Source organism: Pandoraea pneumonica (assembly GCF_049918595.1).
GTDB classification, from domain to species: Bacteria; Pseudomonadota; Gammaproteobacteria; order Burkholderiales; family Burkholderiaceae; genus Pandoraea; species Pandoraea pneumonica_A.
Genome location: NZ_JBNCRZ010000005.1, coordinates 172,321 through 197,013 on the forward strand (window position 1 = coordinate 172,321; position 24,693 = coordinate 197,013).

The 24,693-nt window shown below is 61.7% G+C and carries 18 protein-coding genes; 7 read left to right on the forward strand and 11 right to left on the reverse strand.

The features are described from left to right. Positions 1 to 185: 185 nt before the first annotated feature. The gene (locus ACPWR9_RS20880) at positions 186 to 2,513 is read right to left on the reverse strand and encodes a hypothetical protein (RefSeq protein WP_426335148.1); all 2,328 of its coding nucleotides are present in this window, start codon (positions 2,511 to 2,513) and stop codon (positions 186 to 188) included. Between the two features lie 308 nt (positions 2,514 to 2,821). Here ACPWR9_RS20880 and ACPWR9_RS20885 point away from each other — a divergent pair, with 308 nt between their 5' ends. From ACPWR9_RS20885 to ACPWR9_RS20910, 6 genes are all read left to right on the forward strand, one after another. After that, the gene (locus tag ACPWR9_RS20885; RefSeq protein ID WP_426300223.1) at positions 2,822 to 6,889 is read left to right on the forward strand and encodes a hypothetical protein; all 4,068 of its coding nucleotides are present in this window, start codon (positions 2,822 to 2,824) and stop codon (positions 6,887 to 6,889) included. Between the two features lie 43 nt (positions 6,890 to 6,932). Then, positions 6,933 to 8,549, forward strand: a complete 1,617-nt coding sequence (locus ACPWR9_RS20890; RefSeq protein ID WP_426300225.1) for an Ig-like domain-containing protein — start codon at positions 6,933 to 6,935, stop codon at positions 8,547 to 8,549. A 30-nt stretch (positions 8,550 to 8,579) separates the two neighbouring features. After that, positions 8,580 to 10,058, forward strand: coding sequence for a hypothetical protein (locus ACPWR9_RS20895; RefSeq protein WP_426300227.1), 1,479 nt, complete (start codon positions 8,580 to 8,582; stop codon positions 10,056 to 10,058). A gap of 53 nt (positions 10,059 to 10,111) precedes the next feature. Continuing rightward, positions 10,112 to 11,248 (forward strand): hypothetical protein, encoded by a 1,137-nt coding sequence (locus tag ACPWR9_RS20900; RefSeq protein WP_426300229.1) that lies wholly within the window; start codon positions 10,112 to 10,114, stop codon positions 11,246 to 11,248. A gap of 80 nt (positions 11,249 to 11,328) precedes the next feature. Next, positions 11,329 to 12,756 (forward strand): hypothetical protein, encoded by a 1,428-nt coding sequence (locus ACPWR9_RS20905; RefSeq protein ID WP_426300231.1) that lies wholly within the window; start codon positions 11,329 to 11,331, stop codon positions 12,754 to 12,756. Positions 12,757 to 12,981: 225 nt separating this feature from the next. Continuing rightward, on the forward strand, positions 12,982 to 13,659 hold the full coding sequence (locus ACPWR9_RS20910; RefSeq protein ID WP_426300233.1) for an acyl-homoserine-lactone synthase: 678 nt from the start codon (positions 12,982 to 12,984) through the stop codon (positions 13,657 to 13,659). 45 nt (positions 13,660 to 13,704) lie between these two features. Here ACPWR9_RS20910 and ACPWR9_RS20915 read toward each other — a convergent pair whose 3' ends face one another. From ACPWR9_RS20915 to ACPWR9_RS20960, 10 genes are all read right to left on the reverse strand, one after another. Beyond that, a complete protein-coding gene (locus tag ACPWR9_RS20915) occupies positions 13,705 to 14,418 on the reverse strand; it encodes an autoinducer binding domain-containing protein (protein WP_426300235.1) in 714 nt (237 codons plus the stop codon). A gap of 618 nt (positions 14,419 to 15,036) precedes the next feature. Next, positions 15,037 to 15,435: a DUF4180 domain-containing protein gene (locus ACPWR9_RS20920; protein WP_426300237.1), complete on the reverse strand. Its 399-nt coding sequence runs from the start codon at positions 15,433 to 15,435 to the stop codon at positions 15,037 to 15,039. An 11-nt stretch (positions 15,436 to 15,446) separates the two neighbouring features. Beyond that, on the reverse strand, positions 15,447 to 15,842 hold the full coding sequence (locus ACPWR9_RS20925) for a DUF1801 domain-containing protein (RefSeq protein ID WP_426300239.1): 396 nt from the start codon (positions 15,840 to 15,842) through the stop codon (positions 15,447 to 15,449). Positions 15,843 to 15,985: 143 nt separating this feature from the next. Beyond that, a complete protein-coding gene (locus ACPWR9_RS20930) occupies positions 15,986 to 17,146 on the reverse strand; it encodes an iron-containing alcohol dehydrogenase (RefSeq protein WP_426300642.1) in 1,161 nt (386 codons plus the stop codon). Positions 17,147 to 17,204: 58 nt separating this feature from the next. Further along, complete coding sequence (locus ACPWR9_RS20935) at positions 17,205 to 17,849, reverse strand: ABC transporter ATP-binding protein (RefSeq protein ID WP_150681580.1); 645 nt, start codon at positions 17,847 to 17,849, stop codon at positions 17,205 to 17,207. Then, the gene (locus tag ACPWR9_RS20940; RefSeq protein WP_426300241.1) at positions 17,842 to 18,624 is read right to left on the reverse strand and encodes an ABC transporter ATP-binding protein; all 783 of its coding nucleotides are present in this window, start codon (positions 18,622 to 18,624) and stop codon (positions 17,842 to 17,844) included. The genes ACPWR9_RS20935 and ACPWR9_RS20940 overlap by 8 nt, the downstream gene beginning before the upstream one ends. Positions 18,625 to 18,635: 11 nt before the next feature. Further along, on the reverse strand, positions 18,636 to 19,649 hold the full coding sequence (locus tag ACPWR9_RS20945) for a branched-chain amino acid ABC transporter permease (RefSeq protein ID WP_426300243.1): 1,014 nt from the start codon (positions 19,647 to 19,649) through the stop codon (positions 18,636 to 18,638). Further along, on the reverse strand, positions 19,646 to 20,542 hold the full coding sequence (locus tag ACPWR9_RS20950) for a branched-chain amino acid ABC transporter permease (RefSeq protein WP_426300245.1): 897 nt from the start codon (positions 20,540 to 20,542) through the stop codon (positions 19,646 to 19,648). The genes ACPWR9_RS20945 and ACPWR9_RS20950 overlap by 4 nt, the downstream gene beginning before the upstream one ends. A 111-nt stretch (positions 20,543 to 20,653) precedes the next feature. Continuing rightward, on the reverse strand, positions 20,654 to 21,955 hold the full coding sequence (locus ACPWR9_RS20955; RefSeq protein WP_426300247.1) for an ABC transporter substrate-binding protein: 1,302 nt from the start codon (positions 21,953 to 21,955) through the stop codon (positions 20,654 to 20,656). Positions 21,956 to 22,056: 101 nt separating this feature from the next. Then, entirely contained in the window at positions 22,057 to 23,505 is a 1,449-nt protein-coding gene (locus ACPWR9_RS20960; protein WP_150681576.1) for an NAD-dependent succinate-semialdehyde dehydrogenase, read from the reverse strand. 219 nt (positions 23,506 to 23,724) lie between these two features. On the opposite strand from ACPWR9_RS20960, the gene ACPWR9_RS20965 reads away from it, so the two are divergent. Beyond that, positions 23,725 to 24,564, forward strand: coding sequence for an IclR family transcriptional regulator (locus ACPWR9_RS20965; RefSeq protein WP_426300249.1), 840 nt, complete (start codon positions 23,725 to 23,727; stop codon positions 24,562 to 24,564). Positions 24,565 to 24,693: the final 129 nt, after the last annotated feature.

A 24,693-nucleotide genomic window follows, 5' to 3' on the forward strand; every position in this document is an offset into this window, starting at 1 on the left:
CGTGCTCGGCCGGGGCGTGTGGCAGTGCCTGACCGCAACCTACGTTGTTCGTGTGCGGCTATGTTACGCCGAAAACGGCGTCTGAAAGTGGCCAGTCCGAGTTCAGGCACGCGCGAAAAGACCGCACACGCGGTACAGCGCATGCGGTCTTCCTGACTTCAAAAACTGGGTGAAGCGGCGTCGCGCTAGCGTGCCTTCTTCGCCCCCTTCTTGGGTTTGCCGTTCGACCACGGGGACGGGACACGTACCATGCCGGGGCGCAATGTGCTTGAGGCACCGGCTGCACCGCCGACAGTCGGTGTACCCGATGGCGGGCGATCCGGATCGGGCGGCCAAGACGGGTTGGCGCGCGTGTCCCCGACTACGTCCGATTCGCCTGATGTCACCGATTTGCCCGCCGCATTCGTGACCGTCACCGACAAATAGACCTGCGTCACCGGTAACAGGTACTGAATGCGTTCCCACGGATAACGAATTGGCACTTCGTTGCCGACGTCACTGAGCGAGACATATTTCTCATAGGGATAGTCGGGGATAAGCGTATCGCCGTCGTGGCCGAATGCCGCTTTTTTGATCGCGCCGCCGCTACCGTCTGCCAGGAAGAGGGCGCGCACATGAATGCGGAGCAGGTCGCCGGCTTCCATGTTGACGTAAGGCTGCACGAACGCTTCCTCGTAGCCGACGCCCTTGCCGTCCGGCGGTGGCGGCGACGAATTGGTGTAACCGATATTTCTCTTGAACAGCGGATAGGGTAACGGGTCACCGCCACCGGGCAGTTCCCCGGCGCTTTCCACTGTGACGAGCTGCGTGCGAGAGTAGGCGACGTTGATGATTTCGGGGAGCGGCCCGTTGGCGTCTTGAATGTGACGTGCGCCGGTGTACATCACGGGAATTTCGCCCGAGCCGTGCTCCGTGATCTTGTCCGCAGGCAGGACGAATTCCAGATCTTCGGCCGCGGTGACGTCCGCCGCCGTGACCACATGCTCGTGGAAGGCGAGCGGCCACGGGTCTGCATCGGTGAAGGCGTCGTCCCCGTAGTACAGGCGAATCACGTCGTCAACGATAAACGCCGGGTTGCCGGCGCCGGGGCCTTGTTCGATGTTCCACGGCACAATGAACGTCGCGTCTTGTTGCGAGTTGTCGACGGGAATGACGTTTTCGGGGTCGTCTTCGGTCCACTCGCCGTGGCGTACGATCGGCAGGCCGAGCGCTTCATTGACCGGGGTTTCCGGTTCCGGGTCGATCCCGCCGGGTTGATCGAGATTGACCTTCACCGGCGTTGCCGGCGACGTGCCACGCCCGCGTCCCCCGCGGCGTACCTCGTAGCTCACGTCGACGTCGTTGTCCCCTTCGTTCGGCGCCGACGCTTGCACGATGGCGTACGGCACGGGGACGAACTCCATGGGGTCGTTAGTCCCGCCGGCATTGGTGACGGGGTACGGCTCGCCGCGCTGTGTCCCCCAAATCACAACGATCTCGTCGCCATCTTCAATGACGTCTTGACGTGGAATGCCGACCTCGACCGGCGCGCGGGCTTCGGCTTCGTCAATGAACCCATTGTCGGTGTTGGCCGGCACGATGGGCGCGAGCAGCTCTTCGATGCCCTCGCCAACGTAGGAGTCAGTATCCACGGGCGTCGAGCGGCCGGAGCGATTGCCAGCCAGATCTACGGCGTCATAGGTAAAGATCAGCTTGCCGGCACCCAGCCCTACGAGCTGTTCCCGTGTGAAGGTGACGATCGTCGGGGCATCTTTGCCGCCGACGGGAATTCTCGCCTCCGCTTGGTCGATGTTCCCTGTGTCGTCGTTGACGACATACACGGTGATCACATCTCCCTCTTCGTAGTCTGAGTAGCTTTTGATGGTGCATTCCAGCACGCCGCCGAGTTCGGCCAGTTTGGCGTCGTCCAAGCCTTCCTTTTCGACCCCGTCAGGAAGTTCGAGTCGCGCGAGTTCCGCCGTACCCGGGGGCCTGGTGTCGACGATGTAGGTCAGCGGGTTGGATGCGTCGGTTACGTCGTCGGTGTATTGGGACGAAATCGAATACGTGATCGTGTGCTCACCATCGGCGCGTGGCGCAGGAATGGTGATGACCAGTTCGCCGTCGTCGTATTCCTCTTGCGTGATCTGGCGCCGGAAAGCTTCAACGCCATCGAACATCACATGAACAAAGTCATCGGCGTACCAGTCGGGAATCAGGACGGCCGTGAATTCCAGGTCGTTCTCTTTCCATGACGACAGCACAATGAGGTCGGGCGGGAACCCGTCTGGAATGGGGGCAAGGGCCGCCGCATCAATGACGAGGTCGTTCACGGCCTCCAGGGGGGTGCTACCGGCCTTTCCGGTCGATGTCTCGTCCGTGGGCGAAATTTTGCGTCTGCCGGGGACTCGGTACAGCGCGTAATCATCAGAGTCGCGTTTCATGGCGGGCTCCTTCGTCGGAGAATTCGAAACGTGCTTCTTGTGCGGCGGCGTCTCGCGCCGGGACACTGCCGCGAGCGGCAGTCCCGCCACTCGCACGCAGCGGCAGGGTGCCCATTGTGGAACCAGAGTTTTGTGCTCGGTAACTGTCAACGTTGACAGTTGGCGAGCACGAGTTTCGCGTGGCTTGATGGAGGTCCGGACTGTCGGACGCGCCACGTTTGCATTGGTGAGTGCCCTCTCTCCGGCCCCTCGATCACGCGGAGACGACCATGCGCCCGAACGACTCCCTGTCTGGCCTTCAATCGAATTCACCGTTAACCACCGGGGGCAGCGCTTCTGGCTCCCATGTCGTGCTTGCGGCGGTAACCCGAGACCCCACGTACAAAGAGATTTTGGCCATGGATCCGCCGACGGTGCCTGCGGCGGATGCCTACGGCGGTATCGGGTTTCGCGATACGAATAAACCCGACGGCTTCATCAAAGTCGTCATCCCGCCGAACTTGATGTGGGCCGTTGGCGACTCGATTACGCTCTACTGGGACGATGCCGCTGTTGCCAACCACGTGCTCGGTCGCGACGACCTGTTTCTGCCGCTGACGATGAACGTCAGCGTCAAGACAGTCCAGCAAATCTACGATGCGTCGGGGTTGCAGATCGCCCCGGTCGACGTCTGGTATGTGTTCACGTCGGGCAATACAGATGACGATGTCGAATCAACACCGACGACGATCCTCGTCAAGCTCACGCTGCCCGGCGGTGTCGACCCGAACCCCACCGAAACCCCCTACACCAATGAGAATCTGGTGCCGCCCGAGGTGCCGGAAGGCATTATCGGCACGCCGGAGGCGGAGGCGGGTGTGCCCGTCACGATTCCGCCATGGCCCAACATGGCCGAGGGCGATGTCGTGCGTATCCGGTGGGGGACGTTGTCGGTGAGCCGGGCGCCCCTGAGCGCCGACGAGGTCGGACAGCCGGTGGTCATCATCATCGAGCACGACATCATCATCGATGCGGGCGACAGCGAGCAGTTGTCGGTGACCTACGACATCGACGACATCGTGAGCGAATGGTCGCTCTACTCGCTGCCAGCGTTCGTTCATGTGGAAGCGGGCGACGCGATCCTCGACCGGCCCGTCGTGCTGGAAGCGCAGGACGGCAATCTCGATTACGACGGGTTAAACGGTGCCGATGCCAACATCATCGTCAGCTTTCAAGATCCGCCGATGGCTGTCGGCGGCGAGTTGCACTTCGTTTTCGATGGGTTGTCTTCCGACGGCCACTCGCTCAAACGCGAGTTCGACGAACGGATTACCACGCCAGCGCCGATTATTTCTTCGAAGCTGTTCAACACCGTGATCCGGGCAGTGACGCCGGGGACCGCGTCGCTGTACTACTTCGTTCGCGACAACACTGGCGCAAACGTGGGACGGTCGCAGCGCACGTCGCTCACCCTTTCCGGTGTCTACGTGCCGCTGCCCGCGCCGAGTGTCGTCGAGGCCGTGGACGGTGAACTCGATCCGGAGGACGCACCGAACGGCGCCACCGTCGTCGTCAGCCCGTGGCCGACCATGTCGACGGGCGATGTGGTGACCATTCAGTGGGATGGGAAAAAGGCCAGCGGCCTGCCGATGACGCATAGCGAGGAAAAGACGGTGACAGTGCCCGGCGTGGCGCTCAACTATCTCGTGCCGCCGGGGTTTGTCACCGGTCTGGCGGGCGGGTCGGTCGACGTGTACTACATCGTCAGACCCGCGAAACCCGACGCCCAGACGCGCGAGTCGGAGCATCTTGCACTGACCGTACTCGGCGAATCGATGCTCGATGCGCCGGACGTGGACGGTGTTGCGGGCGGTGAACTGAATCCGCCCGAGGATCCGAGTGCAGGCGTCGACGTCACCGTGCCGGTGTGGGAACTGATGAGCGTGGGCGACGTGCTCGAGATCTTCTGGGAAGGGCAAACGCCAGCGGGCTCGACCGATCATCAGGACACGATGGCCGCAGGCGATCTGAACAAGCCTTATGTCTTTACGGTGCCCCGCGCTGTCGTCAACGCCAACGCCGCGGCACAGCAATCGGTGGACGTGTGGTATCGCGTGACGCGCGCTGGACAGACGACGCCGCAGGACTCAGCCATCAACCGGTTCCGTGTGCAGACGCCGCCGCTCGACAAGTTGCCGCCGCCGGAAGTCGACGAAGCCGTGGGCGACATCCTCGATCCGGAGCCGCTGCCGCCAGCGGGTGCGACCGTGCGCGTGAAGCCCTATGAAGGCATGGAAAACGGCGATTCGGTCACGATTTGGTTTGGTCAAGGCACGGGGGCGGGCGAACACTCCGACACCTTCGACGTCACCCAAAACATGGTGGGTGACGACATCACACTGCGTGTGCCGAAGGCCAAGGTGCAGTTGTTCTTAGGCAGCACGGTGACCGTCAATTACCACGTACTTCACAAGAACGGCACCGAACGGGATTCGCAAAATCTCGTCCTCACGGTGCGCACCGAGGCGAAGTGGCCCGCGCCCGGTGTCAACGAAGCCGAAGGCGACTACCTCGACCCCGAAATGATCGATTTCGGTGTGACGACACGGGTGTTCAGCTATAGCGAAATGCAACGCGACGACGTTGTTGTACTGCATTGGGGAAACCAAGGTGACGCCGGGTACTACACCGACAGCATCACGCTGAGCACCGTGCGCGACTATCAATTCCGGCTGGCGCCCGAGGACGTGACGCCGTGGGTCGGCAAGACGGTGCCGATCTGGTACCACGTCGAGCGTGGGGCGCAGCGCTTCACGTCGGAGATGTTCTTCTTGCGTATTGGCGTCGAGGATTCGGATCTGCTCGAAGCCCCGCACGTGGAAGAAGCTGAAGACGGCATTCTCGATTTGTCGATGCTGGGTGCGTCGGCCACGGCGCATATTCCGGTGTACGACGGCATGGCACTTAGCGATCACATCTACATGACGTGGGGCGGTGGGCCGGGCAGTGGCGGGTTGGAATGGCGTATCGACGTGACGTTAAACGCGGTCGGCAAGCCGATCACACGTCAGATACCGATGGTGAACCTCACACCATTCGAAGGCAAGGATGTCGTGCTCGTCTATACGGTCGATAACGGGACCCCCCCGATCCGTGAGTCCGCCGAATACATCGTACGCGTGCAGCGCGGTTCGATGGATCTGCCAGCCCCTGAAGTACCCGCGGTGCGAGACGACGGTGTACTCGACCCGCGCGATGTGCCGCAGGGCGCTGAGGTCGTGGTCGAACGCGCGGCGCAGATGCAACAAGGCGACACGATTCGTCTGCACTGGGATAGCACGAAGGATGGTGGTAGCACCCAAAAGACGCAGATCGTCGGTCCTTCACAGAATCCGATCCTTTTCACGATCGAATTGGACACGGTGATCGCCGGTGTCGATGGCGGCGTGAGCGTGTGGTACGAGATCGTGCGCGCAGGTAACACGATCGATACCAGCGAAAAGTTGGAATTCTCGATCAAGCTGTCGGCGCTGCCATTGCCTGTGATCGATCAGGCCGACGGGGCGTCGCTCGATCCCGACGACGTGCCGGCGAGTGGGGCGACGGTCACCATCGAAGCGATTGCGATTCTCAGACAAAACGATGTCATCGTGCTGACGTGGGCGGGAGTGCCGGGCAACGGCACTGGTGAATATCGGCACACGGTGACGCCGGGAGAAGCGGGCGGTGCCGTCAAGATCACCGTGCCCAAGGCCATCGTCCTGGCCAACAATGGCGTCACGATCGAGCTGAGTTACACCGTGACACGCGCGGCGGGCGGGCCGGTGGAGGAATCTGGCGCGAAGATCTACGACGTGCGTCGTGAGCTTGGCACTGGCGACTTGCTCGTCATGGGCGCTCGGCTCAACGGGACGATCTACCGAGCATCGGGTACGTCGCAGTACATGCGGGCGTTGCATCGCACATCGCGCGCCGATCTGCTCGCCGAATGGCGCTACGACGACGAGCTCGTGTGGACGACTGGGGTGAGTTTCAAAGATACGCGGCCGTGGGTACCGCTGCATGTTCGATCCGCGACAGACCAGGTCACGATCAACCCCGGGAACATCTTCGGCTCGGGCACCGACGGCGTCAATGTGCAGGGCAACGCAGCATTCGTCGCGCTTCGCATGCTCAGAAACGTTGTTGGGTGGGGGGCCTTCGCCGCACTGTGCTCCGATGGCACCGTGGTGGCATGGGGTAATGACGCTGTCGGGGGGAGTACAGAGTCGGTTGCCGCCCAGTTGGTCGATGTGCGCGCCATCTACGGCAACTCCGAGTCCTTCACCGCAGTGCTCGGCGGTGGCGGTGCCGTGACGTGGGGCGTGCCTGCCGCTGGCGGTAACAGCAGTTCGGTGAAGGAGACCCTCGACCGGGACTTGGTCTACGAGGCGACATCCGCTGTGCGTGGCCGCGCCATGATGGCGCCGAAACTGCGCATTTCATGAGGTGAGCTTCATCGTCATCGCCGCACTTCACCGGAGCACGAACATGTATCTCGACAAAAACATGGGCGGCAGGCGCGACGCCGCCGCGTCGCTCGAACCGCCCTTGGTCGAAGAGGCCGTGGACGGGACGCTCGACCCTGAGTTATTTGAGGCTAAGGTCGTCATACCGGTCTACACCGGCAAGGCATTGGGCGATTACATCACGATGTACTGGAAAGGCGCGACAGACGCAGGCTCGATGAGCGACAGCATTAGTGTTAACGCGTCGAACCTGCCGCGCGTGATTCGTCTGTCTGTCTTCGATGAGCATATTGCGCCCAATGACGGCCACACCGTCGACGTGCACTACACCGTCGAACACGAAGACGGCACGACCGAAACGTCGGACACGATAACGATCGCCGTTGGGGAGCAGGCGCCCGAGCCGGGGCTGGTCGAGCCACCGGATATCGAAGGCGTCGTCAATGGCGTGCTGAATCTGGAGGACGTGCCAGCCGACGGTGCCAAGGCAATCGTGATGCCTTATGCCGGCATGGGGCTTTTCGACGTGGTGTTTATCAACATCAATAACGACGAATGGTCCGACGCAAAGGAGCTCACGAGCGCAATTGATATTGATCGTCCCGTTGAGTTCAAGATTCCGCGCATTGTGTTGTCGCGCTTTTCCGGACGGCAGATCTCGATCAAGACGCAGGTGGTGTTGACTGGGGCCGGACTGATCGAGTCGAGGGAATTCAAGTTTCGCGTTCTTGAACCGGTGGGCGACTTGCCCAAGGTCGTGGTGCCGTTGTCCGACGGCACATCGCTTCAGCCGGAGGATGTTGTCGGGCCGACGGTGGAAGTGATCGTCAAGCCGTATCAGGGCATCGCCGAGGGCGATGTGATTGAGTTCCGGTGGTCCAATGCAAGTGGCTCTCCGGGTGTCTTCATTGAAACGGTAACGGTGGGTGCTACGCCGCAACAAGACTATGTGTTCGAGGTGCCGCGCGCGCACGTCGACCAGAATCGCGACAAATCGGCCTTTCTGTCGTACTCGGTCAGACGCGGCGGCGGGCAACCTGTCAACTCGGAGTTATTCACGCTCTTTATCGGCGAGGCCTTCGAGGCGGCGATGACGGTGGACGCGACCGGCAAGGGCTATCTCGTCGGCCCGAAGCCGCCGAGTGATGCGCCCGCGTTTGCGACCTACACCCGTGAGGCCAAGTTCGGTGTTGTTCCGCATACCTATCAGTCGAGTGATACGGCGGTGGCCGTGGTGGACAACGCGGGCCACGTCGTGGCTGTGGGCAACGGCACCGCGGCGATCACAGCGACCGATGCGATGGGCGAGTCGCGCAGTCATCCGGTGACGGTCAAGGGCATTCGAGAGGTGCACTTCGTGAGTGCATCGGCCAACTTTGCCGGGGCGAAGAACGCCTGTGCGTCGGTAGGGTTGGCGTTGCTGACGCTCGACGAGATGAAGGCGTTCTGGCGCAATTACTACAACGGCAATGGGCCGGTAGCCGCGTATATGGGCTGGCTGAGCTATCTGTTCTGGACGGGCACGCAGATCGGCGCAGGCACCGCCTATGCGTATGACCTGAACGGTGGCTCCGAGCAAGGCAATGCCACGGGACGCAATGAAGCGGACTTCATGCAAGTGATCGGCGTCACGCCGTGATGCGCGGTGAACGGATGCGGGAGACGTTTCATGCGAAGCGTGATGAGGTGGCGTGTCTGGCTGTGCTGCGTGGTGTGGCTGGCTGCGGGATGTGCGCTGGTATCGCCAGCACCACCCGTCGCGCAGACTGGCGGGGTTATCGCGACAGCCCCGAAGTTAGGGGGCGCAGATGTGGCCTATCTGATCAACCAGCGCTATCGCGCGACGCCATCGAAATGCTTCGTCGACAAGCCGGTTTACGAATGTTCCGGGCTACTGTTGCGTACTGTGCCGACAGGCAGTGTCGGGACTTCATTTTGGCAACTGACGAACGACGAAGTGACGTCGGGTGTCGCGCGACTTAGCTACGCTCGGGCTGACTTGCCTCCGGTTCATCCGCCTTATCCGGTGGGGTTCGTGCTGGCGGATACGCCGACGGCCGTGGGTAACGGGCAACCATACGACCTGAAGTGCGGATGCCCGCCGATAGGAGGCGGTATGCCCGATTGCACGCCATGTCCGGGAGACCCGATTGCCGTGGGTGTCAGTGCATGGGATGCGGCAGCACCGGCCAAGCTTGCAGTACAGGCGGTTTATTACGACGTGGCCAATGGCGGCAAATTGATCGAGGCGTTGACCGATCAACGGCAGTACTTCAACGCGACAGGCGTGTGGGTGCCGATATTGAAGGCGGCGCTAAGCGGAGGCGAGGCGACATCGTTCGGGTTCGATGAGCGGGATCAGCTTTACGACGGCTATGCGGTTGCCCAGCATATTGCCGCGCGATATGACGACACGTCGGTGGCCTGTCCCGATGGGCGTGCGTCGTTCTATTGCAATGGGGTGGTGTTGCGCATCACCGGTTGGGGGGACAAATTTCATTCGTGGAATCCCAGCCAGACTTCGATCAATGCCCTTGGTGTGTCCTTTTCGTATGCGCGGGCCGACATGCTCATGACCCGCCTGATTTCAGGGCGTGGTGATGCTGGCATGATTGTTCGCGAATTCGCTGCCCCTGTGCAGCGTCCGCTCACGTTTCGATGTATTTATCCGCGCGACGCAGGCACCGGTACCCCCGATCGTTGCCTGAATGGACACAATCCAACTTGTGCGTCGCTTGGCGTAACGACACCGCAAGGGTGGATTACCTGGTTCAATCAGAGCCTCCATTGCAATTTTGCCCCGGATGCGCAATCGGTCGACGTATCAACCAAAACGCGAGCCTACATTCCTGAGAGCAACCGCTTTTGGAACGAAGCCATCATCGGCGTGTGGCCGCAGGATGTGCCGGAAGAGATCCCGTTTGAAGCGATTTTCTATGTTGGCGATGGCTTGGGTGGCGCGCAGTTCGTCCAACGCGACTATCTGCAAACCACCGGCCGCTTCATGCCGCTGCTCCACGTCGACCTGACCCAATCCCCCGGCGCACGCGCTTTCACCTACAACCCCACTGAACAATCCTTCACGCTAAACGGCGCACTCGATGCGCCGCCACCCCCTGACACGAAATGGCAACCGGGGCCACGATGATGCGCTCGCTCACAGTTGTGCGCCTTGTGCGAATTTTATGGTGTGCGATCTGGTTGATCGCTGGATGTGCGCAGGTCTCGCCGACACAGCCCGTCCCGCAAGCGAACGGGATTGTCGCGACGGAACCGAAGCTGGGCGGTGCGGATGTGGCCTATCTGATTAACCAACGCTATCGCGCCACGCCATCGAAATGCTTTGTCGACAAGCCGGTCTACGAATGTTCCGGGCTGCTGTTGCGCACTGTGCCGACAGGCAGTGCCGGGACTTCGTTTTGGCAACTGACGAATGACGAAGTGACCTCGGGTGTCGCGCGGCTCAGCTACGCGCGGGCTGACTTGCCTCCGGTTCACCCGCCCTATCCGGTGGGGTTCGTGCTGGCCGATAGGCCGACGGCGGTGGGGAATGGGCAGCCTTATGAGTTGAAGTGCGGATGTCCTCCGATAGGGGGCGGTATGCCCGATTGCGCACCATGTCCTGGAGACCCGATTGCCGTGGGTGTGAGTGCATGGGATGTGGCAGCACCGGCCAAGCTCGCAGTACAGGCAGTCTATTACGACGTCGCCAATATCGATGCCCTTGGTGTGTCCTTTTCGTATGCGCGTGCCGACATGCTCATGACCCGCCTGATTTCAGGGCGTGGTGATGCTGGCATGATCGTCCGCGAATTCGCTGCCCCTGTGCAGCGTCCGTTGACGTTTCGATGCGTCTATCCGCGTGATGCGGGTACTGGCGTCCCTGATCGGTGTCTGAGTGCAAAGCACCCGACGTGCGCGTCGGTTGGCGTCACGACGCCGCAAGCGTGGGTGGCATTGTTCAATTCGGGGCGCCTTTGCAGCTTTGATCCGAGCGCACAGTCGGTTGATACATCCACTAGAACGCGCGCCGCCATCGTCGAGAGCAACCGCTTTTGGAACGAAGCCATCATCGGCGTGTGGCCGCAGAACGTGCCGGAAGAGATCCCGTTTGACGCGATTTTCTATGTTGGCGATGGCTTGGGTGGCGCGCAGTTTGTCCAACGCGACTATCTGCAAACCACCGGCCGGTTCATGCCCGTACTCCACGTCGACCTGACGCAGACCCCGGGCGCACGTGCCTTCACCTACAACCCCACTGAACAATCCTTCACGCTAAACGGCGCACTCGATGCGCCGCCACCCCCAGACACGAAATGGCAACCGGGGCCGCGTTGATTGGCTCGTGTTGTGTGCCCGCCATTGGCGTGCTCGAAGACATTGCGAGGTGACCTATGTTTTGCCGACGCATATTCAAAGTGACGCTCGCGGGATTCGCTGCCGCGTGGCTTGCCCTGCTCTCGTTGCCTGCGCATGCCCTGACCGGTGCGGTTATCGCGGGACTCGTCAATCAGCGCTTTCAAAACACGCAATCAAAATGCTTCGTGGACCGCCCCATCTACGAATGCTCCGGCGTGTTGCTGCGCACCGCGCCGAGCGATGGCGCGGGAGATAACTTCTGGCGTCTGAGTCCCGAGGAAATCGCCGCGGGGGCCGCAAAGCTCACTTACATCCGGGAAGATTTGCCGCAAGGCAATCCGCCCGATTCGGTGGGCTTCGTTCTGGCTGACAAGCCCACGGCGGTGGGCGATGGCAAGGCGTATGAGCTCACTTGCGGTTGCCCGCCTGCGCAAGGCAGTCTGCCGCCGTGCACCCCGTGTCCGTCGCCTAATACGGTGGGCGTGAGTCTTTGGGATCAGACCGCGCCGGGGACACTCGCGGTGCAGGCCATTTATTACGACGCGAGCCGAGGTGGGCAGTTATCGCAAGCGTTGCGCTATCAGCGGCAGTTTTTCAATGCGACGGGAAGATGGGCACCGATTCTGCGTGCGTTGCTAAACGCACCGGGCGGGGCGTCGTTCGGCTTCGACGAACGCGATCAACTCGACTGGGGGTATGCCGTCGCGAAGCAACTCGAAGCGCGCTATGTCGACACGCGGCTCGACTGTCCGGGGAATTTGCCTGCGTATTACTGCTCGGGGATTTTGATTCGCAACACTGGCAGCGGCGATTTTCACTCATGGAATCCGACCACCAACTCCATTGGCCGTAACGGCGTTTCGTTCTCGTTCGCGCGTATCGATATGAACATGACGCTGACGACCGGCGGAGTCGGCCTCATCATGCGCGAGTTGTCGGCGCCGACGCAGCACCCCGTCGTGTGGCGCTGTAGCTTTCCCATCAATGCAGGGACGGCCAGCCGACCAGACAGTTGTTCCACCGGGGGAAGTCACGCCTTGTGCGATGCGAGAGGTATCACCACAGCAGCGCAATACCGTAACAGTTGGCCCACGCTCGGCAACGGATGCGGACTGTCGCCGTCCGCCGCCCAATTTTCCGTCTTAATCGATCTGCGTAAGACGGTCGCGGGCGGCATACACAACGAGGTCATCCTCGCCGCGTGGCCGCAGAATATTCCCACGCAGCTCCCCATCGAGACGTTCTTCTATTCCGGCGCCGCCAATCTGCCCGGCACGCAGCACAACCAGCAGGATTACATGGCGGTCACTGGCCGGTTCATGCCGGTGATCTCCGTCACGCTCTCTGCGGCGCCCGGTTCGATCTTCGTCTATAACCCGGCCGATCAGGACGGTGCAATGCTGCCCGGCGCTGTGTTCATTCCGCCCGGCTCGCGCAGTCCGGATTTGAACTGGTGGGGAGATGAGACCGACATGCGGCCCCAATGACTTGCTTAAGGTGCGGATGTAGGCAGCAGCGGAGCATTTGTCAGTGACGCGCGCGGGGGGGGGGCTGTCGATGCCGGGCGACGATTGGCGAAATTTGGACTATTGAGCTATACCGGAAAGCACGCGGGTGAGAAGTCGGGGCGACGGACCTGTCAACGTTGACAGTTTCCGCGGACGAGTGGTGCCGATACCCTCGTCCTAACAACCTATCGGCGGAGACATACGATGCGGGTCGATGTCCTCAGAGGTGCACAGATGATGCCGGCGACGCGCGCGGAAATTGCGCGTTTCCGGCATCGTGTTTTTGTCCAGAAATTGGGGTGGCGCGTACCGGCGTCTCTGGCGTCGGCGACACACAAAGACGGTGAAGAGTCCGACGAATACGATCACGACGACACCGTCTACGTGACCTTGCGCGGCGACGGCGACGCGATCGTCGGCTGCGCCCGCCTGCTGCCTGCGACGCATCATTTTCTGCTTGGCGATCACTTTCGGCATCTTGTCGACGATTTGCCGGGGGCCGTTGCGATCAACAACAAGAAAGCGTTCGACGACACCGACACCATGCGCGGCGCACACGAGCACTCAAGCCCGGCCACCGTGTGGGAGCTGTCGCGCTTCGCGTTAGCTTCGTACGACGCAGCCGCTCCACGCTCGAAAAAGGCGTCACAGCAATCCGCGCAAGGCGCACGCGAGCTGTTGCGCGCTGCAATGTTCACCGCACATGCGTTGGGCGCGCGTCGGCTCATCGGCGTGACTTACGTCAGCCTCGCGCGGTTATTCGAACGCTTAGGTGTGCCCACACACAAGCTCGGTGTGGCCTATAAGATCGATGGCCGCTGGGTCGCGGCGTATCGCATCGACATCGATGAAACTGGTCTGGCTGCGCTTGGACTCGCGTGAGCCGCGCCTATCGTCGGCGCAGCCCCCACATTTTCCGGGCGCGAATCAGCGCCACATCACCAGCCGGATCGCACTCTGCACCTTGTTGCGGCAGCCGGTCTTGTCCAAACAATTTCTGATGTGAAAGTTGACCGTGCGCGTGGAGATACCGAGGATGTCGCCGATCTCGTCGGCGGTCTTTCCTTCCGCGGTCCAGAGCAGCACTTCGCGCTCGCGCATCGAGAGCGATTCGATATCGAAAGGGGGGTGTTCCGGGCGCAGCAGGCGGCTCATGGCCTCGTGCGTGTAGTTCGATAGCACCCCCATACCAACGTCGAGCGAATGGACTTCCGTGGGCGTGAGCGCGTCGTACGTGCGTCCGAAACTCAGCAGACCGAATTCACCGTGCGGCCCCCAGCTCGATCGTCCAACGCCATGATTCAGACCGAAGTCGGCAGCTTCCCGCCAGAACTGATCTGCCTCGGGCATTTCAGGATCGCGCCATTTGAGCAGCTTGTCGGTATGCGTGCCGACAAGCACCGTCGGGTCGACGTTGAGAAAGCCGCGTTCGCCGTAGTGTTTCATCCACCCGGAAGGGTAAGTATCGAACACACGGATATCGGCTTGCGTGGCGCTGCGGTGACTTCGAAAACCGTAGCAGCAATATTCGAAACCGATTCGGCTTGAAAAATTGACGATGCGGAGAAACAGATTTTCGGCATCGGTAATGTCGTGGCAATCGTCGTGAATCGTTCCGAGCAGGTGCATCAAAGCAGACATGATGACTCCAGGGGCAGAGGTCTTCCATGGTCTTGCAAATGACTGCCTGGCTCGCGGTACCCTCGTTGAATCGCGCGCGCACGCTCCCGCCGCGGTCTTGGCCGCGTCGACCCTGAAGCATGCGTTCACGTAGGACTTGAAACGAAAAGGGCGTAACTGAAGGGTTCCCGCAAACCCTGACAATCGAGTTGATAACGTGGTACGTGTGCCGTACCGGTTGATGCTTTTAAATTTCGATCGCTAATTATTTTTCTGCGATTCGCTTAATTTTCTGCATCGATGTGATGAAGAATATCAACCGGTATTCGGAGAGTCAATGCGATATTTTCTCGTTTCTTAAGACAATGTCTCGCACTTCGAGAGGTTGTGGCTAAACCGTTACACATTAAGAGAATGGTTCTTATTTCCCGGAGATGTAGGCTGCGCGCGGGAGATATTTGATGCGTTATGGAGTCCGGAGAGCAGCTTCGAAAGCCACGTCAGTGAAAGTTTTTCGATGGGTAAAACAATTGGTTCGTACTTCGGGGGATTTAATAAAATTAAAAATAATAAGTGATTCTCTGAAACAAATTAGTTTTGAATTAGTTGTTGATTTAGGTGGCCTTATTAAATAGGCGCTTATATGTTTTTAGCCGAATGTTGCTTGAGCGCATCGATTGTGGCCACAAATGAGGTCGTGCGACCCCGGTTAGCTTCCCGGACGAAGGCGCTAAATGCCTCGCTGCGCGCCAGCCACGGCTCGATGTCGCCGACGACGGCCAAGCTGACCCCATAGTTCACGAGCTTTTGCAGAATGGCGCCCGCGAGCCCGGTGTCGAGCCGGAAGAAGTCGTCGTGCAGCACCTCGGTGCGCACGGCGACCCACGTCACATCGTTTTCCCAAGCGGCGGCCAGCAGGTCGTTCACGTCCGCTTCGCGGGCGAGCGCGTTCGCCGGAGCGTTCCAGATGAGCAGGGGATCGTTGCCGATAAGGAGGATTTCGTCGCGGGGATCGAGGGCTTGGCGGGCTTGAGGCATTGGCGTGCAAATCAGCGTTGATTGGCCGCGATGGCGGCACGAATGAGAGCGGTGAGCGCTTTGGCGTCGACTTTGTCGCCCGCTCGGAAATCGATGGCACGGCGTGTATTGCCGTCGAGGCTCGCGTTGAATAGGCCGGACGGATCAGGCAGTGACGCGCCTTTTGCAAAGGTCAGCTTGACCGCTTGCTTATAGGACTCGCCAGTGCAGAGGATGCCGCCAAGCGACCAGACGGGCACACGCCATTTCCATTCTTCGACGATATCGGGGTTGGCTTTCGTGATGATAGTGCGCAGCTGCGCGAGCATTTCACCGCGCCAGTCGCCGAGTTCAGCGATGCGTTCGTCGATGAGCTCAGAGGCGTTCTGAGTGGGTTCCTGCGCGGGTTCCTGCGGCGATTTCGGCATGGCGTACTCCGTAGGGTGAACGTGGCGGACGTTCGGGAGTACAGATTGTAAGTCGGCGGGGGAGGGGAGAAGAAGATGCCCTAGTCCCTCCCGGAGCAGGGACTAGGTGAACGTTATCGCGCCAGCGTTAAAGCGCGTCGCCGTTAGAACGCGGCGGAATAAATCGCAAACGCGTCGGCTTCTTTGACTTCACGCGGGTTATTTACCAGCAGGCGAGTCTGAAGCATGGCATCGCTGGCCATGCGCGCGATGTCGTCTTGTTTCACGCCGACTTCGCGCAGCGTGCGCGGAATGGCGGTCTCGACGATCATCGATTCGATGTGGCGAATGAGCGCGTCCGTCTTGGCTTCATCGCTGCCGGTCGCGCCATCGCGCAGGATCACGTCGGCCAGTTCCGCGTAAAGCTTGCTCGCGGCGGGGGCGTTGAAACGCATCACATGCGAGAGCACCAGCGCGTTGGACAAGCCGTGCGCCACGTGGAAGATGCCGCCAATCGGGTACGCCAGTGCGTGCACAGCGGCCACCGGAGAGTTGGCAAACGACTGACCGGCGAACATCGCGCCCACGAGCATCGCTTCGCGCGCGTCGCGGTTGTTGCCGTCGTTGCAAGCGGGCAGCAGGTTGCGCGAGAGCAGTTCGAGCGCCTTGACTGCGAGCATGTCCGAGACAGGGTTCTTCAAATGGGCCGATGTATAGGCTTCGATGGCGTGCACCATCGCGTCGATACCGGTAGCGGCGGTCGCGGCGCGCGGCAGGCCGAGCGTGAGTTCCGCATCGAGAATTGCCAGATCGGCGAAAAGTTGCGGCGAAACCACGCCCATCTTCGTCGTTTCGCCCGTCGTCACGATCGAGACAGCCGTCACTTCCGAACCGGTACCGGCCGTCGTCGGCATCTGCACCAACGGCAGACGCGAGCCAGTGACCTTCTTCACGCCATACATGTCTTTCAGCGACTGCGTGCCCGGCAACAGCACGGCCAGCAGCTTCGCCACGTCCATCGACGAACCGCCGCCCAAACCCAGCACAATTTCCGCATCACCCGCGCGCGCGCGTTCCGCGGCTTCGAGCACCACATGCTCAGGCGGATCGGCGATCACGTCGTCAATGACCGAAACCTGCCAGCCGTGCTTCGCCAGATCGGCCAGCGCCGGCGTCAGCAGACCGCTCTTGTGCAGAAAGCCGTCGGTGACCACGCACAGACGCTTGCCCGAAGGAAACTGCTCACGCAGCAGCGCGCCAAGACGGCGGGCTGCACCAAATTCCACGACAACGGTGGGGACCGTCTGGAAACGAAACGGATTCATCATCGTTTTCCTCTTAGTGACTGCGCATGGCTCACGCTATGAAGCCATGCGCGAAAAATTACGCTGCGACCATCTGCCCGCGATCGATACGGTAGACGTTGTCCAACACCGCGCCCGCGTGCTGCAAATCGGCACCCGACAAGATCACGGCGAGACCTGCGCTACGCATCTGGCCGATCACTTCCGCGATGCGCTTCGAGAGCGCCGGGGCCACCCCTTCGAACGGCTCGTCGAGCATCAACAGGCGCGAACTCGTCATCATGGCGCGGCCGACGGCCACCAGTTTCTGCTGGCCCCCGGACAATTGCAAGGCACGCCGCGGCGCCCATTCGCGCGCTTCGGGAATGATGCGATAGACCTCGTCCAGACGCGCTTGCACGTCCTTCGCCTTCAGTGCCCATGCAGGCACGCAAAGGTTTTCTTCCACCGTCATGTCGGGGATCAGACGACGGTCTTCCGGCGCATAGCCAATGCCCAGCGACGTGCGTTGATGCGACGGCGCACGCACCAGATCCACGTTGTCGAACGTGAGCGTGCCCGAAGCCGGTTTCACCAGCCCCATGATCGCGCGCAGCGTGGTCGTCTTGCCGGCGCCGTTACGACCGATCAACCCGACGATGGCGCCCTTCGGCACGGAGAACTGCACGCCGCGCAGAATGTCCGTCGCGCCGAAGCGCACATTCAGATTCTTGACTTCAAGCATGGGTCACCTCGCCTGCTGCGTTGGCGGTATTGCCGGACGACGGCACTGCCGCCACCCCCGCCACGGTTTCGCCGATGATCAACTCGCGCACTTGCGCGTCGGCCAGCACCACGTCGGGTGTGCCGTCGGCGAGAATGCGGCCGTCGCAGAACGCCAGCACACGGTCGCTGTAGCGGCGCACGATTTCCATATCGTGCTCCACGAACAGCACCGTAATGCCAAGCACACGCGCCGCATCCAGCACGCGGTTCATCACGTCGAACTTTTCTTCTGCGGCCACGCCCGAAGTCGGCTCGTCGAGCAACAACACTTCCGGCTTGCAGACCATCGCGAGCGCGATATCCAGCAGCTTGCGCACGCCCTCGGGCAACGTGCCCGAAATCATGTCGGCAAATTCCAGCACGCCCAGACGCGCCAGACTCTCGTTCGCCAGGTCGGCGGAAAGCCCCGAGATCGCCAACGCAATCTCGATGTTCTCGCGCGCGGTTTGCGAGCCGAAGAGCTGCGGAATCTGGAACGAACGAGCAATGCCCAAGCGCGTGATCTTGCGCGGCGCGAGCCCCGTGATGCGCTTGCCGCGAAACACGATTTCGCCGCGATCCGGCTTGATGTAGCCCGTGAGCATGTTCACGAACGTGGTCTTGCCTGCGCCGTTCGTACCAATCAACCCGACCACGCTTTGCGCGTCGATATTGACCGTGATGTCCTTGGCGGGCGTCACGCTGCCGAAGGTCTTGTACAGGCCCGTGGCCTCAATGATGTGATTCGATGCCATCTCGCCAGCCCTCATGCCGTCGCGTCGCCCGCGGCGCGCGTCGTCTTCGTTTGCGTGACCGGGTGTGCGGCTGCCGCTTTGCGACGACCCAGCCCCAGACTCGTGAGCCCGCCCGGCAGGAACGCAATGATCGCCAGCATGATCGCGCCCATCACGATCTGCCACGTGTTCGGGGCGTAGCGATACGCCATCGCACGCGCCACTTCGAGCAGCAACGCGCCGATGAACGGCGAAAACGCGAAGCGTGTGCCCGAGAGCACCGCGATGAAGACGAATTCGCCCGAGGTCGTCCAGAACGCCATGTCCGGATCGATGTGGCCGATGTTGAACGCCTGCAACGCGCCGCCCAAGCCTGCCAGTGCACCCGCGATGATGTACGTCAGGTGAATGTTCTGGCGCGCCGAAGTGCCCAGATATTCCACGCGGATCTCGTTGTCCTTGATGGCCGGACCGAGACGTCCAGGCGTCGAGCGCATGTACATCGCGACAACCATCACGCACACGATGGCGGCGATAAAGCCCACCGCGAACAGATTCGTGCCAGTGAGTTGCCACGGCTGTGCGCTGCTGCCGAGCGTCGGGGCATTCACGTTGAAGCCGTCGCTGCCGCCAAGCTCAACGTTGTTGAGCAGCAGGCCGTAGCAGATCATCGACAACGCCAGCGTAAGCATGGCGAAGAAGATGTCGCGATAGCGTGCGAGCAAAAAGCCGAGCACGAACGCGAGCAGTGCCGACACGATCATCGACAGCGCGAGCAACGCGAACAATTCCGTGAGGCCGTAGAAGTTCATGCCGAGGCCCACGCAATACGCGCCAACCGCGAAGAACAGCGCCTGACCGAACGACGCGAGACCCGTGCGCAACAACAGCGCAAGACCGAGCGCTACGATGCCCTTCGACAAGGCGACCGACACCAGAAACTGCCACTGCGGCAGCGCCAGACCTGCTGCGCCGATCACGACGAAGCCGATGATCGCGAGCCACGTGCCGGGCGCGCGCAGGTGAGAACAAATTGCGGAACTCATATTTTGCGAGCCTCCAGCGGAGCAAAGATGCCTTTCGGGCGTACCGCCAGCACCAGCGCCATAACGATGTAGATCGAGAACAACTCGCCTTGCGGCCAGTAATGCACGGCACTCGCGCGCACCAGCCCGACGAGCAACGCGCCGAACGCAGCACCGGGCAGCGAACCCAGTCCGCCAATGACCACCACGGCAAAGGTCAGCACCACGATTTCGACGCCCATGCCGGGCGCAACGGACACGGTCGGTGCGGTGAGTGCGCCGCCAATGGCCGCGAGCACGGCACCGGCCATGAACGTGATGACGAAGTAGCGGCTCACGCGGATGCCCAGCGCCTGACTCACTTCACGGTCGTGAATCACCGCGCGAAGCAAACGGCCGCTGCGGGTGAATTTCAGGAACGCGGTGAGTCCGACGCCAGCGATCAGCGCCACGCCCACGATCAGGAAGTTGTAGTTCGGGTACGAGAGGTCGCCCAGCTCGAAGTTGCCGAGGAAGCTGTACGGCTCGGAGACCGTGTACGGGTCGACGCCCCACACGAGCTTGATCGCGTCTTCCATGATCAGGAAGAGCGCATAGGTGACGAGCAGCAGCACCACGGGGTCTTGCCCGTAGAAGCGCTTGAGCACGCCGCGCTCCATGATGAAGCCGATTGCGCCGCCCGCGACCATGGCCGCCAGCACGAGCAACAGGTAACTCACGTAGAGGTTGCCGCCTTGCGCAACCCACGGGCCGATCAGTGTCACGCCAGCGTACGCGCCCAGCGCGTAGAGGCTGCCGTGCGCCATATTCAAGATTTTCAGCACGCCGTAGACGAGGGTCAGTCCCAGAGCAACCAGGAACAGCCACGCGGCGTACATCACCCCGTCCACCAGGACGGCGTAGATCTGCGACATCTCGCATTCTCCTTGGAACGCAAAGCGGGCAGCGCACGATGGGCGCTGCCTGCCTTGCGGGTACGACTCAAGCTTGCTTTGTTACGTTGAAGCGGTAAGCGCGCGGTGCGCTTAGTGCTTCAGGCCGCCCTTGATCCAGTCGGCCGACTTCACGCCTTCGGGCGGCGTGACTTCCGCGATCGAGTACTGCTTCACGTCGGTCACGGTGACCTTGCCGTTCACGTTCTTCACAATGCCGAACGCGGTGCCTTGCGCAGCTTGGTGACCCTTGCCGAGCGTCAGGCCGATCTTGCCGGCCGGGGCTTCGAAGGCCAGGTGTTCGAACGACGCGATGACTTGCTCGGGCGTCGGCTGCTTGCCGCCGTTCGCGGCTTGGGCTTTTTCGTAAGCGGCCTTGAGCGCGAGAATGCTCTGGTTCATCTTGTACGACGGGTAGCTCGGGGTGTCGTTGAACTTGGCGCTGTAGGCCGTGCGCAGCCAGCGGTTCAGGGCGTTGTCCGGTGCGAACATGCCGTACATGCCGCGCGCGCCGATGATCACGCCGTCGGGCAGGCGGGTCTTACCGTGCGTGGCGGTCTCACCGGCAGTCAGCACCGTGAGCGACTTCTTGAACAGATCGCGCGGGCCAGCCTGCACGACGAGACCTTCCAGATCGCCACCCCAGAAGCTGGAGTGCAGCACGTCCGGGTGCGCGGCGAGCAGGCTCGAGATGCCAGCGTTGTATTGGCCTGCGCCCAGTTGCGGCATTTGCGAGCTCACCGACTTGGCGTTCGGCTTGAGCGACTTCAGCGTGCCTTCGAAGTCGGCCCACGCGTCCTGGCCCCATGCGTAGTTCTGATTGATACCGGCGTACGTTTGCAGGTCGGGCTTGCGCTCGGCGACGTAGCGGGCCGCGCCCACGTTGTCCATCGTGGCGGTGGCGACCGGACGGAAGACGTACTTGAAGCTCGCGTCTTCGAACACGCGCGGCGTGCCGCAATCGAAGAACAGCGTGACCTTCTTCATTTCTTCGGCGACCGGGGCGATCGCCAGGCAGTTGCCCGACGACGTGTAGCCGACCACGTAGTCCACGCCCTGATTCAACAGGTTGCGGTACTCGCTCACTTGCTTGCTGGTGCTACCGGCTTCGTCGATGTAGACGAGCTCGATCGGTGCGCCGCCGAAGCCCTTGGTGGCGTACGGAGCAGGCACTTTGCCAGCGTTGAGTTCGGCTGCGGTGACTTCGGCGGCGTTCTTGGCGGGCACGCCGAAGGGGCCGGCAGCAGCGCCCGACATGAAAGTGACGACGCCGATCTTGATCGGCTTCACGGCTGGGGTTTGGGCTTGTGCCGTACCGGCAACCGAGGCGATGGCGGCACCGGCTGCAATAGCGAGGGCGAGCGGCTTCATGCCGCGCTGGATCACGCGCTTCATACTGGTTTCCTTTGGTGGTGTTGCGACTTGTCTGTCGAGTTATCGGTCTTGTGCCGTTATGAGACGCTCGTCAGGGTCTGGTCGCCCAGACCCATCGAACTTCACACTTGCAGGCACAGATACTTCAGTTCGAGGTATTCCTCGATGCCGTAGTGCGAGCCTTCGCGGCCCACCCCGGATTGCTTGATGCCGCCGAACGGGGCGACTTCGTTGGAGATCAGGCCGGTGTTCAGGCCGACCATGCCGTATTCCAATGCCTCGGCCGTGCGCCATGCGCGCGCGATGTCGCGCGTGTACAGGTAAGCGGCCAGACCGAATTCGGTGTCGTTGGCGAGCGCCACGGCGTCGATGTCGCGCGTGAAGCGGAACAGCGGCGCGACCGGGCCGAAGATTTCTTCACGGGCCACGCGCATTTGCGAGGTAGCGTCGGCGATGACCGTCGGCGTGTAGTACGTGCCGCCTAAGGCATGAGCGTCGCCGCCGACAAGCACTCGGCCACCGCGCGCCTTCGCGTCTTCCACCAACGTCACGACCTTATCGACGGCCTTGCCTTCGATCAGCGGACCGATGACCACGCCGTCTTCCAGACCGTTGCCGACCTTCATCTCGGCCACGCGCTTGGCGAACTTCTCGGCGAAGGCGTCGTACACGCCGTCCTGAATATAGAAACGGTTGGCGCACACGCACGTCTGGCCGCCGTTGCGATACTTCGCCGCGATGGCACCTTCGACAGCAGCATCGAGATCGGCATCGTCGAACACGATGAACGGGGCATTGCCGCCCAGTTCCAGCGACAGACGCTTGATCGTCGGGGCGCACTGCGCCATGAGCAGACGGCCCACGCCGGTCGAGCCGGTGAACGACAGCTTGCGAACGCTCGGGTGAGCCGTCAGCACGCCACCCACGGCACGGGCGTCGCCCGTCACCACTTGGAACACACCGGCCGGAATACCGGCGCGATGGGCCAGCTCGGCGAGCGCAAAGGCGGACAGCGGCGTGAGTTCCGAAGGCTTCACCACGATGGCGCACCCAGCCGCCAACGCAGGGGCCACCTTGCGGGTGATCATCGCGGCGGGGAAATTCCACGGCGTGATGGCGGCGCACACACCGACCGGTTGTTTGATCGTGACGAGGCGCTTATCGGCCGCGGGCGTCGCGAGCACATCGCCGTCGACGCGCTTGGCTTCTTCGGCAAACCACTCGATGAAGCTGGCCGCGTAGGCGATTTCGCCGCGCGATTCTGCGAGCGGCTTGCCCTGTTCGCGAGTCATCAGATAGGCCAGATCGTCGGTGTTGGCGATCATCAGGTCGAACCAGCGGCGCAGCACCGTGGCGCGCTCCTTGCCGGTGCGGGCAGCCCACGGCTTCTGGGCGGCTTCGGCGGCAATGACGGCGCGCGTGGTTTCCTCCGCGCCGAGTTCCGGCACCTGCGCCAGCACTTCACCCGTCGCGGGGTCGAGCACGTCGAAGGTCTTGCCGCTGTCGGCGGCGATCCACTGACCGTCGACCCAGGCCAGTTGCTTGAAAAGGGTGGTGTCTTTGAGTTGCATATTGATGGGTCCGTGATCTCGGCTAACGACTTGCCGTTCCATCTATTGAACGGTATTCTATGTATTGAATCAAATTCTACGTATTGAACGGTGTCGGTGCAACTAGGTGGTTTTCCTAGGGCGGAATGAGAATGCGTTCCCCGTACCATGCTGGCGGCACGCCGCCGGTGCGCCGTTGTCTAATTGACCCCTCACTTCTCCGAAGCCGATTTCCGATTCATGCCCAAGCGCAAACTCGACGTCCCCGCTAATGCGACTCTCGCCGCCCACGCCACTGCCGAGGCAGAACCGCTCAAGACCACTGCCCCGGCTGTGGTGCGTGCGGTGCATATCCTCGATGTGATTGCGGCGTCGACCGAGCCCGTTGGGCTGGCCGATCTGGCGCGTGAGACGGGCGTGCCCAAAAGCACGCTGCACGGGCTGTGCGACACGCTGGTCAAGTTGCGGCTGGTGAAACGCCACGCCAACGGCGGCATGACGATGGGTTCGTATGTGATGGGGTGGGCCAATGCCTTCCTCTCGCAGACGAACATCACGGAAGAATTCCGGGCGGTGTGGGAGGACTCACGTGCCTTTGCTCAGGAGACCGTCACGCTCTCCGTGCTCGACGGTGCCGAGGTGATTTATCTCGCGTGTCACAACGGCAACCGGCCGCTGGGCGTGACGTTCCGTATCGGCATGCGCCTGCCTGCGCCCTACACGGCGACCGGCAAAGCCATGCTCTCGACGTTGCCTGCGCATGAAGTCGCCGATTTGCTGGCAGGCGCGTGGCCTGCGCCGCTGACCAAGGCGAGTGTGGGGACGTATCCGGCGTTGTCCGATGAAATGGCGCAAGTGCGCCGCGATGGGTACTCCATCGATAACGGGCAAATGCGCGAAGGGATGATCTGCTTTGGTGCGCCGGTGTTCGATGCGACGGGCGAGCGCGCGGTGGCGGGGCTGGCGGTGAGTTTTCTGACCAACGAAATCGACGCGGTCACAGGCGAGCGTATCGGCAGACAAATGCGAGAACTGGCCGACCAGTTGTCGATCCGGCTGGGGGCACCGGCCCGGCGCTAACGGCGCAGAGGGCGTGGAAGGCCGCTGGCGCTGGGCAATGACTGACTGGCGACTGGGGAATGACGTGAAATGCAGGGCGCGAGGGCTGTCAGCTTCGCGCCATTTTTCTGTCAGGACAATGTAATGCGA